Source organism: Burkholderia sp. Ac-20345 (genome assembly GCF_017104825.1).
Taxonomy (GTDB): domain Bacteria; phylum Pseudomonadota; class Gammaproteobacteria; order Burkholderiales; family Burkholderiaceae; genus Burkholderia; species Burkholderia lata_B.
The window spans coordinates 50,413-65,160 of record NZ_JAAGPO010000043.1 but is presented as its reverse complement, the minus strand read 5'-3'; the positions used below and the strand labels follow the sequence as shown (position 1 = coordinate 65,160).

Here is a 14,748-nt window from a genome sequence, read left to right as displayed (position 1 = left end):
GACGGCTGGATCGCCGCGCTCGCCGCGTTCCTCGGTTGCGGCTTCGCGCCTGTCGACGCGCTGGTGCTGGCGCTGGCCTGGCGCGACGGCGATGAAACGCGCGCCGCCGATGCGTGGCCGGTCGACGCCGCACAGTTCCCGCGTGTCGCCGGGCTGCCGGCCGCACCCGAACCTGCGTTCGCGCCGTGCCCCGCGCAACTCGGCCTCTATCCGGTCGTGCCGGATGCCGAATGGGTCGAGCGCGTGCTCGATTGCGGCGTCCGAACCGTGCAACTGCGCGTGAAAGGCGCGACGCCGGATGTGACGCGGCGGGAAATCGCCCGCGCGGTCGCGGCCGGGTGCCGCTATCCCGATGCGCGCGTGTTCGTCAACGATCACTGGAAGATCGCTGCAGAAGAGGGGGCGTACGGCGTTCATCTGGGCCAGGAAGACCTCGAAACGGCCGATCTGGCTGCAATCGCGCGCGCGGGCCTGCGGCTCGGACTTTCGAGCCACGGTTATTACGAAATGTTGCGGGCGCTGCACGAGCGCCCGAGCTACCTTGCGCTCGGCCCCGTCTATGCGACCGCGACCAAGGCCGTTGCGGCGCCGCCGCAGGGCCTTGCGCGGATCGCCCGCTATGCGCGCTTCGCGGGCACGCAGGCGCCGCTCGTCGCGATCGGCGGGGTGGGGCTCGACGCGCTGCCGGCCGTACTGGCGACGGGGGTCGGCAGTGTCGCGGTAGTCAGTGCGGTGACGGGCGCGGCCGACTATCGAGCCGCGCTTATTGCGCTGCAGCAATGCTTTGCCGGACAATTTGACAATCATTGACCGCAGGGCCCGGAACGGCGTCACGACATCATTCCAAGGCAGGCCCTATAATTCGGCGTTCTGCGTAAAAGGACTGTCCGCTCCGTGAGCCCCACTCCTACCGACACACTGCTGGAACTTCGCGACGTCGACTTTGGCTACGGCGATCGCCTCGTCCTGTCCAACCTGAACCTGCGCTTCGGGCGCGGGCAGGTCGTTGCGGTCATGGGCGGGTCGGGTTGCGGCAAGACTACCGTGCTGCGCCTGATCGGCGGGCTCGTGCGCGCGCGCCGCGGCCAGGTGCTGTTCGACGGCGCCGATGTCGGCGCGCAAACGCGCGACGGCCTGTATGCGCTGCGCCGCAAGATGGGCATGCTGTTCCAGTTCGGCGCGCTGTTCACCGACATGTCGGTATTCGAGAACGTCGCGTTCGCGCTGCGCGAGCATACCGACCTGCCCGAAGACCTGGTCCGCGACCTCGTGCTGATGAAACTCAACGCGGTCGGGCTGCGCGGCGCGCGCGACCTGATGCCGTCCGAGGTGTCGGGCGGGATGGCGCGCCGCATCGCGCTTGCGCGCGCGATCGCGCTCGATCCGCAGCTCATCATGTACGACGAGCCGTTCGCGGGCCTCGATCCGATCTCGCTCGGCATCACCGCGAACCTGATCCGCACGCTGAACCAGGCGCTGGGCGCCACGTCGATCCTCGTCACGCACGACGTGCCGGAATCGTTCGCGATCGCCGACTACGTGTATTTCCTGGCCAACGGCGGCGTGCTCGCGCAGGGTACGCCCGACGAGCTGCGCGCATCGACCGATCCGAGCGTGCGGCAGTTCATCGACGGCGCGCCGGACGGCCCGTTCAAATTTCATTACACGAGCCCGCCGCTCGCAGCGGATTTCGGGCTCGGCGGAGGGCGCGCATGATCAGCGCGATCGGACGTTTCGTCATCGGCGGCCTCGAGCGCGCGGGCTACGGCACGCGGCTGTTCGTGCGCCTCGTGCTGGAATTCTTCCCGCTGCTGCGCCGGCCGCGGCTTGTCACGAAGCAGATCCACTTCCTCGGCAACTATTCGTTCGTGATCATTGCCGTGTCGGGGCTGTTCGTCGGGTTCGTGCTCGGCCTGCAGGGGTATTACACGCTGAACCGCTATGGTTCCGAGCAGGCGCTCGGCCTGCTGGTCGCGCTGTCGCTCGTGCGCGAGCTCGGGCCGGTCGTCACCGCGCTGCTGTTCGCGGGCCGCGCGGGCACGTCGCTCACGGCCGAGATCGGCCTGATGAAAGCCGGCGAGCAGCTCACCGCGCTCGAGATGATGGCGGTGGACCCGATCAAGAACGTGATCGCGCCGCGCATGTGGGCGGGCATCATCGCGATGCCGCTGCTCGCCGCGATCTTCAGCGCAGTCGGCGTGCTCGGCGGTTATATCGTCGGCGTCGTGCTGATCGGCGTCGATCCGGGGGCGTTCTGGTCGCAGATGCAGGGCGGGGTCCAGGTCTGGGCCGACGTCGGCAACGGCGTGCTGAAGAGCATCGTGTTCGGGTTCGCCGTGACCTTCATTGCGCTGTTTCAAGGGTATGAAGCGAAGCCCACGCCCGAGGGCGTGTCGCGCGCGACCACCAAGACGGTCGTGTTCGCGTCGCTCGCCGTACTCGGCCTCGATTTCCTGCTGACCGCGCTGATGTTCAGCTAAGCCTCAGCCAAGCCAAATTTTGGGATGACGATGAAAAAGACTGCTCTCGACTTCTGGGTCGGCCTGTTCGTGGTGGTGGGCTTCCTTGCGGTGCTGTTCCTGGCACTGAAGGTCGGCAACATGAGCTCGCTGTCGTTTCAGCCGACCTACGCGGTGAAGATGAAATTCGACAATATCGGCGGGCTGAAGCCGCGCGCGGCCGTGAAGAGTGCGGGTGTCGTGGTCGGCCGCGTGAAGACGGTCGGCTTCGACACGAACACGTACCAGGCGCTCGTCACGATCGATATCGACGGTCAGTTCCCGTTCCCGAAGGATTCGTCCGCGAAGATCCTGACGTCGGGCCTGCTCGGCGAGCAATATATCGGTCTCGAGCCGGGCGGCGACACCGAAATGCTGAAGGCGGGCGATACGATCACGATGACGCAATCGGCGATCGTGCTCGAGAACCTGATCGGCCAGTTCCTGTATAGCAAGGCCGCCGATGCGGGCGGTGCGAAGCCGGCAGCCGGTGCGCCGGCCGCGCCTGCACCGGTGGCTGTGCCGGCGTCGGCGGTGTCCGCCGCGTCCGGTTCGGCGGCTCAATAACCACGCGAGAGAAAACAAGAGGGTAATGACCATGCAGACGATCCGCATCAGGCAGGCCGCGCTGGCGGTAGCGGCAGTCGCCGCGTTGAGCGGCTGCGCGACCGTGCAGACGCCGACCAAGGGCGATCCGCTCGAAGGCTTCAACCGGTCGATGTACAAGTTCAACGACACGGTCGACACGTATGCGCTGAAGCCGGTTGCGAAGGGCTACCAGTACGTGGTGCCGCAGCCGGTGCGCGACAGCGTGACGAACTTCTTCTCGAACATCGGCGACGTCTACATCGCGGCGAACAACATCGTGCAGCTGAGGATCGCGGACGGCGTCGGCGACATCATGCGCGTCGTGATCAACACGGTGTTCGGCGTCGGCGGCCTGTTCGACGTCGCGACGATCGCGAAGCTGCCGAAGCACACGGCCGATTTCGGGATCACGATGGGCCGCTACGGCATGCCGTCGGGCCCGTATCTCGTGCTGCCGCTGCTCGGCCCGAGCACGCTGCGCGACACGGCCGGCCTCGGCGTCGACTACGTCGGCAACCCGCTCACCTACGTGAAGCCGGATGGCCTGAGCTGGGGCCTGTTCGGCGTCAATCTCGTCAACACGCGTTCGAACCTGCTCGGCGCGGGCGACGTGCTGGATGCCGCGGCACTCGACAAGTATTCGTTCGTACGTAACGCGTACCTGCAACGCCGCCAGATGCTGATCAGCAACGCGCGCGGCGAGGCGGCTGCGACGTCGAGCAACGACGCGCTGCCGAAGTACGACCTGCCGGACGACGGCGCGGCACCGGCGGCGGCCGGTACGGCGGGCGCGGCAGCGGTGGGTGGTGCGACGGCGCCGGCAGGCGCTTCGGGCACGGCCGAATCGCCGAACCCGGCCAGCGAAACGAACGTGCCGCCAATGCAGGTGGCGCCGCCGTCGCCGGGCGGGTTCCGCTTCCCGAGCATCCGGCTGCACTGACGGATTTACATTCGTTACAGCCGGAAACGATTCAGTCGGTAGCGGGCGCGAACTTGCGCGTAAGCTACCTGCTCCAACCTACGCATCGACTCATACGCAGGTCACCATGATGAAAAAACTGTTCCTGATCCCCGTTTTCGCGGCGCTGTTCTCGTTCGGCAGCGCAGCCCACGCGCAAGTCGACCAGTCGAATCCGCAGGCGCTGATCAAGACCGCGACGCAGCAGGTGCTCGACGAAGTCAAGCAGCAGACGATCAAGCAGGGCGACACCAACCGCATCATCACGATCGTCAACAAGGACATCCTGCCGTACACCGATTTCCGCCGCACCACGCAGCTCGCGATGGGCCGCAACTGGCGCACCGCGACGGCCGAGCAGCAGCAGCAGGTTCAGGAGCAGTTCAAGCTGCTGCTGATCCGCACGTACTCGGGCGCGCTGGCGCAGCTGAAGCCGGACCAGCAGATCCAGTACCCGCCGTTCCGCGCCGATCCGGCCGATACCGATGTCGTCGTCAAGACGCTCGCGATGAACAACGGCCAGCCGGTCCAGATCGATTACCGCCTGTACAAGACGGCGAACGGCTGGCGCGTGTATGACCTGAACGTGCTCGGCGCGTGGCTGATCCAGACGTACCAGCAGCAGTTCAACGAGAAGATCCAGCAAAGCGGCGTGGACGGCCTGATCCAGTTCCTCACGCAGCGCAACCAGCAACTTGCCGCCGGCAAGCAAGCGTCGTGAGCGGCTTCGAAGCCGGCTCCTCGCTGACCGTCGCGAGCGCGAAGTCCGCGCTCGCGGACGGTCTTGCGCGCATCGGCGCGGGTGCGACCGCCGTCGATTGCGCGGCGCTGACGCAGTTCGACTCGTCCGCGCTCGCCGTGCTGCTCGCATGGCAACGTGCCGCCAAAGCGCGCGGCGCGACCCTCGACATCCTCAATCTCCCCCAGAAGCTCGCCAGCCTCGCGCGCGCCTACGGCGTCGACGCGCTCATCGAAGGCACCGGGCGACATTGACCCTGTCCGACCGGAGCCTGCCGCGCCGCCCGGCGCGCGCACGCTTCAGGCCGCGTGCCTCCGGCACCGGCTCCACCAGCCGGTTTGCCCTATAATCAAGCGTTTTGCGGGGCAGCCAATCGGCGTCCGGCCCCCATTTTCTCAGCAAGCACAGAATAGGCGTCGCGGCCCTGGTGTCGCGCACAGTCATGTCAGCCATAGAAATCCGTCACGTCAAGAAGCGCTACAAGTCGCTTCAGGCGCTCAAGGGCGTCAGCCTGTCGGTCGAGGAAGGCGAGTTTTTCGGTCTGCTCGGCCCCAACGGCGCAGGCAAGACCACGCTCATCAGTATCCTCGCCGGGCTTGCCCGGGCCGACGAAGGCAGTATCTCGGTGCGCGGTCACGACGTCGTCAAGGACTTCCGTGGCGCGCGCCGCGCACTCGGCGTCGTGCCGCAGGAACTCGTGTTCGATCCGTTCTTCACCGTCCGCGAGACGCTGCGGATCCAGTCCGGCTATTTCGGGCTGCGCCGCAACGACGACTGGATCGACGAAGTGATGGCCAATCTCGACCTCACCGAGAAGGCCGACGCGAACATGCGCGCGCTGTCGGGCGGGATGAAGCGCCGCGTGCTGGTCGCGCAGGCGCTCGTACACCGGCCGCCCGTGATCGTGCTCGACGAACCGACCGCCGGCGTCGACGTCGAATTGCGCCAGACGCTGTGGAAATTCATCTCGCGCCTGAACCGCGAAGGCCACACGATCGTGCTGACCACCCATTACCTCGAGGAAGCCGAGTCGCTGTGCGACCGCATCGCGATGCTGCGCCGTGGCGAAGTGGTCGCGCTCGACCGCACCGACGCGCTGCTGCGCCGCTTCGCGGGGCTGCAGCTCTACCTGCGTCTCGCGACCGGCGCACTGCCGTCCGAGCTGCGCGGGCTGGAGTCCGACCCGGCCGCCCGCGCACCGGGCGAGCACCTGCTGCGCCTGACGAGCTACGACGATGTCGAGCGGATCCTCGCGCAATGTCGCGCGGCAGGCTGCACGTTCGACGAGATCGAGGTCCGCAAGGCCGACCTCGAGGATGTGTTCGTCCAGGTGATGAACGGGGCAGACGTCATCGAGGGATTGGCATGAGCGGGTTTCAAACGCTGTTCTACAAGGAACTGCTGCGTTTCTGGAAGGTGTCGTTCCAGACGGTGTGCGCACCGATCGTCACGGCGCTGCTGTATCTGACGATCTTCGGCCATGCGCTGTCGGGCCGCGTCGAGGTCTATCCGGGCGTCGAGTACGTGAGCTTTCTCGTACCGGGCCTCGTGATGATGAGCGTGCTGCAGAACGCGTTCGCGAACAGCTCGTCGTCGCTGATCCAGTCGAAGATCACCGGCAACCTCGTGTTCATGCTGCTGCCGCCGTTGTCGTACCGCGACATCTTCGGCGCGTACGTGCTCGCGTCCGTGGTGCGCGGCCTCGCGGTCGGCACGGGCGTGTTCGTCGTGACGATCTGGTTTATCCCGATGCATTTCGCGGCGCCGCTGTTCATCATTGCGTTCGCGCTGCTCGGCTCGGCGATCCTCGGCACGCTCGGCCTGATCGCCGGGATCTGGGCCGAGAAGTTCGACCAGCTCGCCGCGTTCCAGAACTTCCTGATCATGCCGCTGACGTTCCTGTCCGGCGTGTTCTATTCGACGCACTCGCTGCCGCCCGTGTGGCGCGAGATCTCGCGTCTCAATCCGTTTTTCTACATGATCGACGGCTTCCGTTTCGGGTTCTTCGGCGCGTCCGACATCAACCCGTTCGCGAGCCTTGCGATCGTCACCGGTTTCTTCGTGCTGCTCGCGCTGATCGCGATGCGGCTGCTCGCGACCGGCTACAAACTGCGTCATTGATATCGACAGGCAGCGGCCGCCATCCGGGCGGCGCGCGCCGACAGGAGCCTTACACCATGTTGCCGACTCCCGAACAGGTCAAGCAATACATCGCCGGCGGTCTCGCCTGCACGCATCTGGAAGTCGAAGGCGACGGCCAGCATTTCTTCGCGACGATCGTGTCGGCGGCCTTCGAAGGCAAGCGTCCGATCCAGCGGCACCAGCTCGTCTACGCGGCGCTCGGCGATCGCATGAAGCAGGAAATTCACGCGCTCAGCATGAAGACGCTGACGCCCGCCGAATGGCAGGACGCATAAACGGAAATCACTGAGTGCAAGTCACCGTCAACGAGCGCGACGCCGTCCAGAGCGTCGCCACGGCACACCCGGCCGCCAACGGGGAATCGCATGGCCATGGGATGGACAAGCTCGTGATCGAAGGCGGCCACCGCCTGTCGGGCGAGATCGTCGTGTCGGGCGCGAAGAATGCCGCGCTGCCGATCCTGTGCGCGGGGCTGCTCACCGCCGATCCGGTCGATCTCGACAACGTGCCGAATCTCAAGGACGTGCGTACCACGCTGAAGGTGCTGAACCAGATGGGCGTGAAGAGCGAGACCGACGGCTGCCGCGTGCAGCTCGACGCGTCGCGCGTCGACAACCTCGTCGCGCCGTACGAACTCGTGAAGACGATGCGCGCGTCGATCCTCGTGCTCGGGCCGCTGCTCGCGCGCTTCGGCGAGGCGAAGGTGTCGCTGCCGGGCGGCTGCGCGATCGGCGCGCGTCCGGTCGACCAGCACATCAAGGGCCTGCAGGCGATGGGCGCCGAGATCAGCATCGAGCACGGCTTCATCGAAGCCCGCGCGAAGCGCCTGAAGGGCGCGCGCATCGTGACCGACATGATCACGGTGACGGGCACGGAAAACCTGCTGATGGCCGCGACGCTCGCGGACGGCGAGACGGTGATCGAAAACGCCGCGCGCGAGCCTGAAGTGAGCGATCTCGCACACTTGCTGGTCGCGATGGGCGCGAAAATCGACGGCATCGGCACCGATCGCCTCGTGATCCAGGGCGTCGAGCGGCTGCACGGCGCGCGCCATTCGGTGATCCCCGACCGCATCGAGGCCGGCACGTTCCTGTGCGCGGTCGCGGCGGCCGGCGGCGACGTGATGCTGACGGGCGTGCGCCCGCACATCCTCGACGCGGTGATCGACAAGCTGCGCGAAGCCGGCGTGTCGATCGAGGAAGGCGACAGCTGGCTGCGCGTGAAGATGGACCGCCGGCCGTCGGCGGTCACGATCCGTACGTCGGAATACCCGGCGTTCCCGACCGACATGCAGGCGCAGTTCATGGCCCTCAATACGGTCGCGACGGGTACCGCGCAGGTCGTCGAAACCATTTTCGAGAACCGTTTCATGCACGTGCAGGAGCTGAACCGGCTCGGCGCGAACATCACGATCGACGGCAACACCGCGCTCGTGACGGGTGTCGACAAGCTGTCGGGCGCGAACGTGATGGCGACCGACCTGCGTGCGTCGGCGAGCCTCGTGATCGCGGGGCTGCGTGCCGACGGCGAAACGCTCGTCGACCGCATCTATCACCTGGACCGCGGCTACGACCGCATGGAAGCCAAACTGACCGCCGTCGGCGCGAACGTGCGCCGCCTTTCCGGGAGCCAAGCATGACCGCGCCGCTGACCCTTGCCCTGTCGAAGGGCCGGATTTTCGAGGAAACCCTGCCGCTGCTGGCCGCGGCCGGCGTGCAGGTCACCGAGGATCCGGAAACGTCGCGCAAGCTGATCCTGCCGACGACGAACCCCGACCTGCGCGTGATCATCGTCCGCGCGAGCGACGTGCCGACCTACGTCGAATACGGCGCGGCCGACTTCGGCGTGGCCGGCAAGGACGTGCTGGTCGAGCACGGCGGCTCGGGCCTGTACCAGCCGATCGATCTGAACATTGCGCGCTGCCGGATGTCGGTGGCCGTGTCGGCCGGTTTCGACTATGCGAGCGCCGTGCGCCAGGGCGCGCGCCTGCGCGTCGCGACGAAGTACGTCGAAACCGCACGCGAGCACTTTGCCGCGAAGGGCGTGCACGTCGACCTGATCAAGCTGTACGGCTCGATGGAGCTTGCGCCGCTGGTGGGGCTGGCCGACGCGATCGTCGACCTCGTCAGCTCGGGCGGCACGCTGAAGGCGAACAATCTGGTCGAGGTCGAGGAGATCATGGCGATCTCGTCGCGCCTCGTCGTGAACCAGGCTGCGCTGAAGTTGAAGCGCACGGCACTCAAGCCGATCCTCGACGCGTTCGAACGCGCGTCGCAGAATGGCGGTTGAGCGCATCACCGTAACGGAACTCCCATGTCCATCACCATCCGCAAGCTCGATTCGACGAGCGAAGGCTTCGGCGCCGCACTGCGCGCGCTGCTCGCATTCGAGGCGAGCGAAGACGCGGCGATCGAGCAATCGGTCGCGCAGATCCTCGCCGACGTGAAGTCGCGCGGCGACGCCGCGGTGCTCGAGTACACGAACCGCTTCGACCGGCTGAGCGCAAATAGCGTCGCCGCGCTGGAGCTGCCGCAGGACGCGCTGCAGACGGCGCTCGACAGCCTCGCGCCGAAGGCGCGCGCGGCACTGGAAGCGGCAGCTGCGCGGGTGCGCGCGTACCACGAGAAGCAGAAGATCGAGTGCGGCACGCATAGCTGGCAGTACACGGAAAGCGACGGCACGGTGCTCGGCCAGAAGGTCACGCCGCTCGACCGCGTCGGCCTGTACGTGCCGGGCGGCAAGGCCGCGTATCCGTCGTCGGTGCTGATGAACGCGATTCCCGCGCGCGTCGCGGGCGTCGGCGAAATCGTGATGGTCGTGCCGACGCCGGACGGCGTGAAGAACGACCTCGTGCTCGCCGCGGCGCTGCTCGGCGGTGTCGATCGCGTGTTCACGATCGGCGGTGCGCAGGCGGTCGGTGCGCTCGCATACGGCACGGCGACGGTGCCGGCCGTCGACAAGATCTGCGGCCCCGGCAACGCTTACGTCGCATCGGCGAAGCGCCGCGTGTTCGGCACGGTCGGCATCGACATGATCGCAGGGCCGTCGGAAATCCTCGTGCTGTGCGATGGCACGACCGACCCGAACTGGGTCGCGATGGACCTGTTCTCGCAGGCCGAGCACGACGAACTCGCGCAATCGATCCTGCTGTGCCCGGACGGTGCGTTCCTCGAGCGCGTCGAAAAGGCGATCGACGAGCTGCTGCCGTCGATGCCGCGCCGGGACGTGATTCGCGCGTCGCTCGAAGGCCGCGGCGCGCTGATCAAGGTGCGTGACATGGCCGAGGCCTGCCGGATCGCGAATGACATCGCGCCCGAGCACCTGGAGATTTCGGCGCTGGAGCCGCAGCAATGGGGCAAGCAGATCCGCCATGCGGGCGCGATCTTCCTCGGCCGTTACACGAGCGAGAGCCTCGGCGACTACTGCGCGGGCCCGAACCACGTGCTGCCGACGTCGCGCACCGCGCGTTTCTCGTCGCCGCTCGGCGTGTACGACTTCATCAAGCGCTCGAGCCTGATCGAGGTCAGCGCCGAAGGCGCGCAGACGCTCGGCGAGATCGCCTCCGAGCTCGCGTACGGCGAGGGGCTGCAGGCGCACGCGAAGAGCGCCGAGTTCCGGATGAAGCACTGACCGCACGCTGCGCGGGGCCGCGGCTGGCGCTGATGTGCCGCCCGGCCTGCCCCTGAAGGCCGGGGCTGGAGACACCTGTGCAGGGCGGCAGCCGCCGCCCTGCCGACCCATTGACGCCGGCGCGACGCACGCCGGCTTGAGACCATGACGACGCCACAAGACATCATCCGCCGCGACGTGCTCGCGATGACGAGTTACCCGGTGCCGGACGCGAGCGGGTTCGTGAAACTCGACGCGATGGAGAACCCGTACCCGCTGCCCGAACCGCTCGCCGCGGCGCTCGGCGAGCGTCTCGCGCAGGTCGCGCTGAACCGCTACCCGGCGCCGCGCCCGGCCGCGCTGCTCGACAAGCTGCGCCACGCGATGGGCGTGCCGGCCGGCTGCGACGTGCTGCTCGGCAACGGTTCGGACGAAATCATCAGCATGATGTCGGTGGCCTGCGCGAAGCCGGGCGCGAAGGTGCTCGCGCCGGTGCCGGGCTTCGTGATGTACGAACTGTCCGCGAAGCTCGCGCAGCTCGAATTCGTCGGCGTGGCGCTGAAGGCCGACCTGACGCTCGACGTCGACGCGATGCTCGCGGCGATCGCCGAGCATCGTCCGGCGCTCGTCTATCTCGCCTACCCGAACAACCCGACCGGCACGCTGTACGACGATGCCGACATCGAACGGATCGTCGCGGCCGCGCGGCACAGCCTGATCGTGATCGACGAGGCATACCAGCCGTTCGCCGTTCGCTCATGGCTGCCGCGCGCCGCCGAATTCGACAACGTCGTCGTGATGCGCACGGTGTCGAAGCTCGGCCTCGCGGGCATCCGCCTCGGCTATCTGGTCGGTTCGCCCGCGTGGCTGACCGAATTCGACAAGGTGCGCCCGCCGTACAACATCAACGTGCTGACCCAGGCGACCGCCGATTTCCTGCTCGACCACCTCGACGTGCTCGACGCGCAGGCGGCCGACCTGCGTGCGGAACGCACGCGTCTCGCGCAGGAAGTGGCCGCGCTGCCGGGTGCGACGGTGTTCCCGAGCGCCGGCAATTTCCTGCTGGTGCGCGTGCCGGACGCGGCCGCCGTGTTCGACGCGCTGCTCACCGAGCGGGTTTTGGTCAAAAACGTGAGTAAAATGCATCCGTTGCTGGCGGAATGCGTGCGGCTGACCGTCGGTTCTCCCGACGAAAACGCGCGCCTGCTGGCCGCTTTGAAACTCGCGCTGCCCGGTTGAGCCTCTGGGCGCCGCAGCGCGAAGCGATCAATCCCCATTTACATCGACTCAGTCAAGGAATTGCCATGCGTGTGGCGGAAGTCGTTCGCAATACCAGCGAAACGCAGATCCGTGTGAAGCTCAATCTCGACGGCACGGGCCAGCAGAAGCTGGCCACCGGCGTGCCGTTCCTCGACCATATGCTCGACCAGATCGCTCGACACGGTCTGGTCGATCTCGAGGTTGAAGCGCATGGCGATACGCATATCGACGACCACCACACGGTCGAGGATGTCGGCATCACGCTCGGGCAGGCCGTCGCGAAGGCGATCGGCGACCGCAAGGGCATCCGTCGCTACGGCCATTCGTACGTGCCGCTCGACGAAGCGCTGTCGCGCGTCGTGATCGACTTCTCGGGCCGGCCGGGTCTCGAATTCCACGTGCCGTTCACGCGGGCGCGGATCGGCACGTTCGACGTCGACCTGTCGATCGAGTTTTTCCGCGGTTTCGTGAACCACGCAGGCGTCACGCTGCACATCGACAACCTGCGCGGGATCAACGCGCACCATCAGCTCGAGACCGTGTTCAAGGCCTTCGGCCGTGCGCTGCGCGCGGCGGTGGAGCTGGACGAGCGTGCGGCGGGGCAGATCCCGTCGACGAAGGGCAGCCTCTGAACCTGAACTGACCGGACGGAGCGTCAACGACAACCTCACGGCTTCGGCGCGCGGCGCCGGCTTGCGATGGATCTGCTCAAATCGTTCATTTCGCTGCTGGCGCTGATCAACCCGGTCGGTGCGGTGCCGTTCTTCCTGAGCCTGACGGCGCAGCAGACGGATGCCGAGCGGCGGCGCACGATCCGGATCGCGTCGGTGTCGGTGTTCTGCGTGATCACGGTGACGACGCTGCTCGGGCAGCAGATCATCAACTTCTTCGGCATTTCGGTCGGGTCGCTCGAAGTGGGCGGCGGGATCATCATGCTGCTGATGGCGATCAACATGCTGAACGCGCAGATCGGCAACACGCGATCGACGCCGGAGGAGCGCCACGAGGCCGAGCTGAAGGACAACATCGCGGTCGTGCCGCTGGCGATTCCGCTGCTCACGGGCCCCGGCTCGATCAGCACGGTGATCATCTATGCGGCGAACTCGCATCACTGGTATGAGCGGGCCGGGCTGGTCGCGATCGGCGCGGTCCTGGCTTTTCTGTGTTTCGTCGCGATGCGGCTCGCCGAGCCGATCGCGAACTGGATCGGCCGCACGGGCATCAACATCGCCACGCGGCTGATGGGTCTGATGCTGTCGGCGCTGGCGGTGGAATTCATCGTCAATGGACTGAGGGCGCTACTGCCTGCACTGAGATGAAAACTTCGATTGCGATTGTGGATTATGGGATGGGCAACCTGCGCTCGGTCGCGCAGGCGCTCAAGAAGGCCGAACCGGCCGCCGACGTGGCGATCGTCGACACGCCGGCCGCGATCCGCGCGGCCGACCGTGTCGTGCTGCCCGGCCAGGGCGCGATGCCCGACTGCATGCGCTCCCTCGGCGAATCGGGCCTGCAGGAGGCCGTGATCGAGGCCTCGCGCACGAAGCCGCTGCTCGGCGTGTGCGTCGGCGAGCAGATGCTGTTCGACTGGAGCGCGGAGGGCGACACGAAGGGCCTCGGCCTGTTGCCCGGCAAGGTCGTGCGTTTCGAGCTCGACGGCCGCCTGCAGGACGACGGCTCGCGCTTCAAGGTGCCGCAGATGGGCTGGAACCGCGTGCGCCAGTCGCAGCCGCACCCGCTGTGGGACGGCGTGCCCGACGACGCGTATTTCTACTTCGTGCACAGTTATTACGTGACGCCGGACAACCCGGCGCATACGGTTGGCGAAACGGCCTACGGCGCGCCGTTTACGTCCGCGGTCGCGCGGGATAACCTCTTCGCGACCCAATTCCACCCCGAGAAAAGCGCGGAGGTCGGGTTGCGTCTGTATCGCAACTTCGTACACTGGAAACCGTGAACGTCGCGTGCGTGCCACAGTCGGCGGGCCGGAAAGGCCTGTCGCGTGGGGCTCGCGCACCTAAGCGCCGAAAAAGTTGTACTAAACTAGCGAGGCGGCGCGGTACCGGATTGGCCGGTACGCGCCGGATTCTTTTCTTTTTCCACGACGACACCCGATTGCTATGTTGCTGATTCCGGCCATCGATCTCAAAGACGGTCAGTGTGTGCGCCTCAAACAGGGCGATATGGACCAGGCTACGATTTTCTCCGAGGACCCGGCGGCGATGGCCCGCAAGTGGGTCGATCTCGGCGCCCGGCGGCTCCATCTGGTCGACCTGAACGGCGCATTCGCTGGCAAACCGAAAAACCTCGAGGCCATCGAGGCGATCCTCGAAGAAGTCGGCGATGAAATCCCCGTACAGCTCGGCGGCGGCATCCGCAGCCTCGAGACGATCGAGAAATACCTCGACGCGGGCCTGTCCTACGTGATCATCGGCACGGCGGCCGTGAAGGATCCGGGCTTCCTGCAGGACGCGTGCACCGCGTTCGCCGGCAACATCATCGTCGGGCTGGACGCGAAGGACGGCAAGGTCGCGACCGACGGCTGGAGCAAGCTGACGGGCCACGAAGTGATCGATCTCGCGCAGAAGTTCGAGGACTACGGGGTCGAATCGATCGTCTACACGGACATCGGCCGCGACGGGATGCTGCAGGGCATCAACATCGAGGCGACCGTGAAGCTCGCGCAGGCGGTCGGCATCCCGGTGATCGCCAGCGGCGGCCTGTCCAACCTCACGGACATCGAGAACCTGTGCGAAGTGGAAGAGCAGGGCGTCGAAGGCGTGATCTGCGGCCGTGCGATCTACTCCGGCGATCTCGATTTCGCGGCCGCGCAAAAGCGCGCGGACGAACTGAACGGCGAACTCGACAACGCGTAAGCGCGGTTGTCCCGCTCGCCGGGGCTGCCCGCAGGCGGCCCCGACCGGAAGCCTCGCGCGAGGCTTTCCGCAACCGGC

General features: G+C 66.7%; 18 protein-coding genes. All 18 read left to right on the top strand.

The window, feature by feature from the left end:
- Positions 1-810 (top strand): thiamine phosphate synthase (gene thiE, locus G3O06_RS17685; RefSeq protein WP_205816929.1); only part of this gene is annotated, 810 nt, incomplete at its 5' end.
- A gap of 84 nt (positions 811-894) precedes the next feature.
- Entirely contained in the window at positions 895-1,716 is an 822-nt protein-coding gene (locus G3O06_RS17680; protein ID WP_174918454.1) for an ABC transporter ATP-binding protein, read from the top strand.
- Complete coding sequence (mlaE, locus tag G3O06_RS17675) at positions 1,713-2,480, top strand: lipid asymmetry maintenance ABC transporter permease subunit MlaE (protein ID WP_122944230.1); 768 nt, start codon at positions 1,713-1,715, stop codon at positions 2,478-2,480. Before G3O06_RS17680 ends, mlaE begins: the two co-directional genes overlap by 4 nt.
- Positions 2,481-2,504: 24 nt before the next feature.
- Entirely contained in the window at positions 2,505-3,065 is a 561-nt protein-coding gene (gene mlaD / locus G3O06_RS17670) for an outer membrane lipid asymmetry maintenance protein MlaD (protein WP_205816928.1), read from the top strand.
- Positions 3,066-3,096: 31 nt separating this feature from the next.
- A complete protein-coding gene (locus G3O06_RS17665) occupies positions 3,097-4,026 on the top strand; it encodes a VacJ family lipoprotein (RefSeq protein WP_174918477.1) in 930 nt (309 codons plus the stop codon).
- 109 nt (positions 4,027-4,135) lie between these two features.
- Positions 4,136-4,765 (top strand): ABC transporter substrate-binding protein, encoded by a 630-nt coding sequence (locus G3O06_RS17660; protein WP_174987631.1) that lies wholly within the window; start codon positions 4,136-4,138, stop codon positions 4,763-4,765.
- Positions 4,762-5,037, top strand: coding sequence for an STAS domain-containing protein (locus tag G3O06_RS17655; RefSeq protein WP_174918452.1), 276 nt, complete (start codon positions 4,762-4,764; stop codon positions 5,035-5,037). The genes G3O06_RS17660 and G3O06_RS17655 overlap by 4 nt, the downstream gene beginning before the upstream one ends.
- Before the next feature lie 188 nt (positions 5,038-5,225).
- Complete coding sequence (locus G3O06_RS17650; RefSeq protein ID WP_011350722.1) at positions 5,226-6,152, top strand: ABC transporter ATP-binding protein; 927 nt, start codon at positions 5,226-5,228, stop codon at positions 6,150-6,152.
- Positions 6,149-6,904 carry an ABC transporter permease gene (locus tag G3O06_RS17645; RefSeq protein WP_011350723.1) on the top strand — a complete coding sequence of 252 codons (756 nt, stop codon included), beginning with the start codon at positions 6,149-6,151 and terminating at the stop codon, positions 6,902-6,904. The genes G3O06_RS17650 and G3O06_RS17645 overlap by 4 nt, the downstream gene beginning before the upstream one ends.
- Positions 6,905-6,960: 56 nt before the next feature.
- The gene (locus G3O06_RS17640; RefSeq protein ID WP_205816927.1) at positions 6,961-7,200 is read left to right on the top strand and encodes a BolA family protein; all 240 of its coding nucleotides are present in this window, start codon (positions 6,961-6,963) and stop codon (positions 7,198-7,200) included.
- 14 nt (positions 7,201-7,214) lie between these two features.
- Complete coding sequence (murA, locus tag G3O06_RS17635; RefSeq protein ID WP_174918451.1) at positions 7,215-8,564, top strand: UDP-N-acetylglucosamine 1-carboxyvinyltransferase; 1,350 nt, start codon at positions 7,215-7,217, stop codon at positions 8,562-8,564.
- On the top strand, positions 8,561-9,214 hold the full coding sequence (gene hisG, locus G3O06_RS17630; protein ID WP_011350725.1) for an ATP phosphoribosyltransferase: 654 nt from the start codon (positions 8,561-8,563) through the stop codon (positions 9,212-9,214). Before murA ends, hisG begins: the two co-directional genes overlap by 4 nt.
- Before the next feature lie 24 nt (positions 9,215-9,238).
- The gene (gene hisD, locus G3O06_RS17625; protein ID WP_205816926.1) at positions 9,239-10,555 is read left to right on the top strand and encodes a histidinol dehydrogenase; all 1,317 of its coding nucleotides are present in this window, start codon (positions 9,239-9,241) and stop codon (positions 10,553-10,555) included.
- 144 nt (positions 10,556-10,699) lie between these two features.
- Positions 10,700-11,773 (top strand): histidinol-phosphate transaminase, encoded by a 1,074-nt coding sequence (gene hisC, locus G3O06_RS17620; protein ID WP_174999050.1) that lies wholly within the window; start codon positions 10,700-10,702, stop codon positions 11,771-11,773.
- 65 nt (positions 11,774-11,838) lie between these two features.
- Entirely contained in the window at positions 11,839-12,426 is a 588-nt protein-coding gene (gene hisB / locus G3O06_RS17615; protein ID WP_011350728.1) for an imidazoleglycerol-phosphate dehydratase HisB, read from the top strand.
- A 66-nt stretch (positions 12,427-12,492) separates the two neighbouring features.
- Entirely contained in the window at positions 12,493-13,113 is a 621-nt protein-coding gene (locus G3O06_RS17610) for a YchE family NAAT transporter (RefSeq protein ID WP_011350729.1), read from the top strand.
- The gene (gene hisH, locus G3O06_RS17605) at positions 13,110-13,751 is read left to right on the top strand and encodes an imidazole glycerol phosphate synthase subunit HisH (RefSeq protein WP_011350730.1); all 642 of its coding nucleotides are present in this window, start codon (positions 13,110-13,112) and stop codon (positions 13,749-13,751) included. The genes G3O06_RS17610 and hisH overlap by 4 nt, the downstream gene beginning before the upstream one ends.
- A gap of 163 nt (positions 13,752-13,914) precedes the next feature.
- The gene (gene hisA, locus G3O06_RS17600; protein ID WP_174918448.1) at positions 13,915-14,670 is read left to right on the top strand and encodes a 1-(5-phosphoribosyl)-5-[(5-phosphoribosylamino)methylideneamino]imidazole-4-carboxamide isomerase; all 756 of its coding nucleotides are present in this window, start codon (positions 13,915-13,917) and stop codon (positions 14,668-14,670) included.
- Positions 14,671-14,748 lie beyond the last annotated feature (78 nt).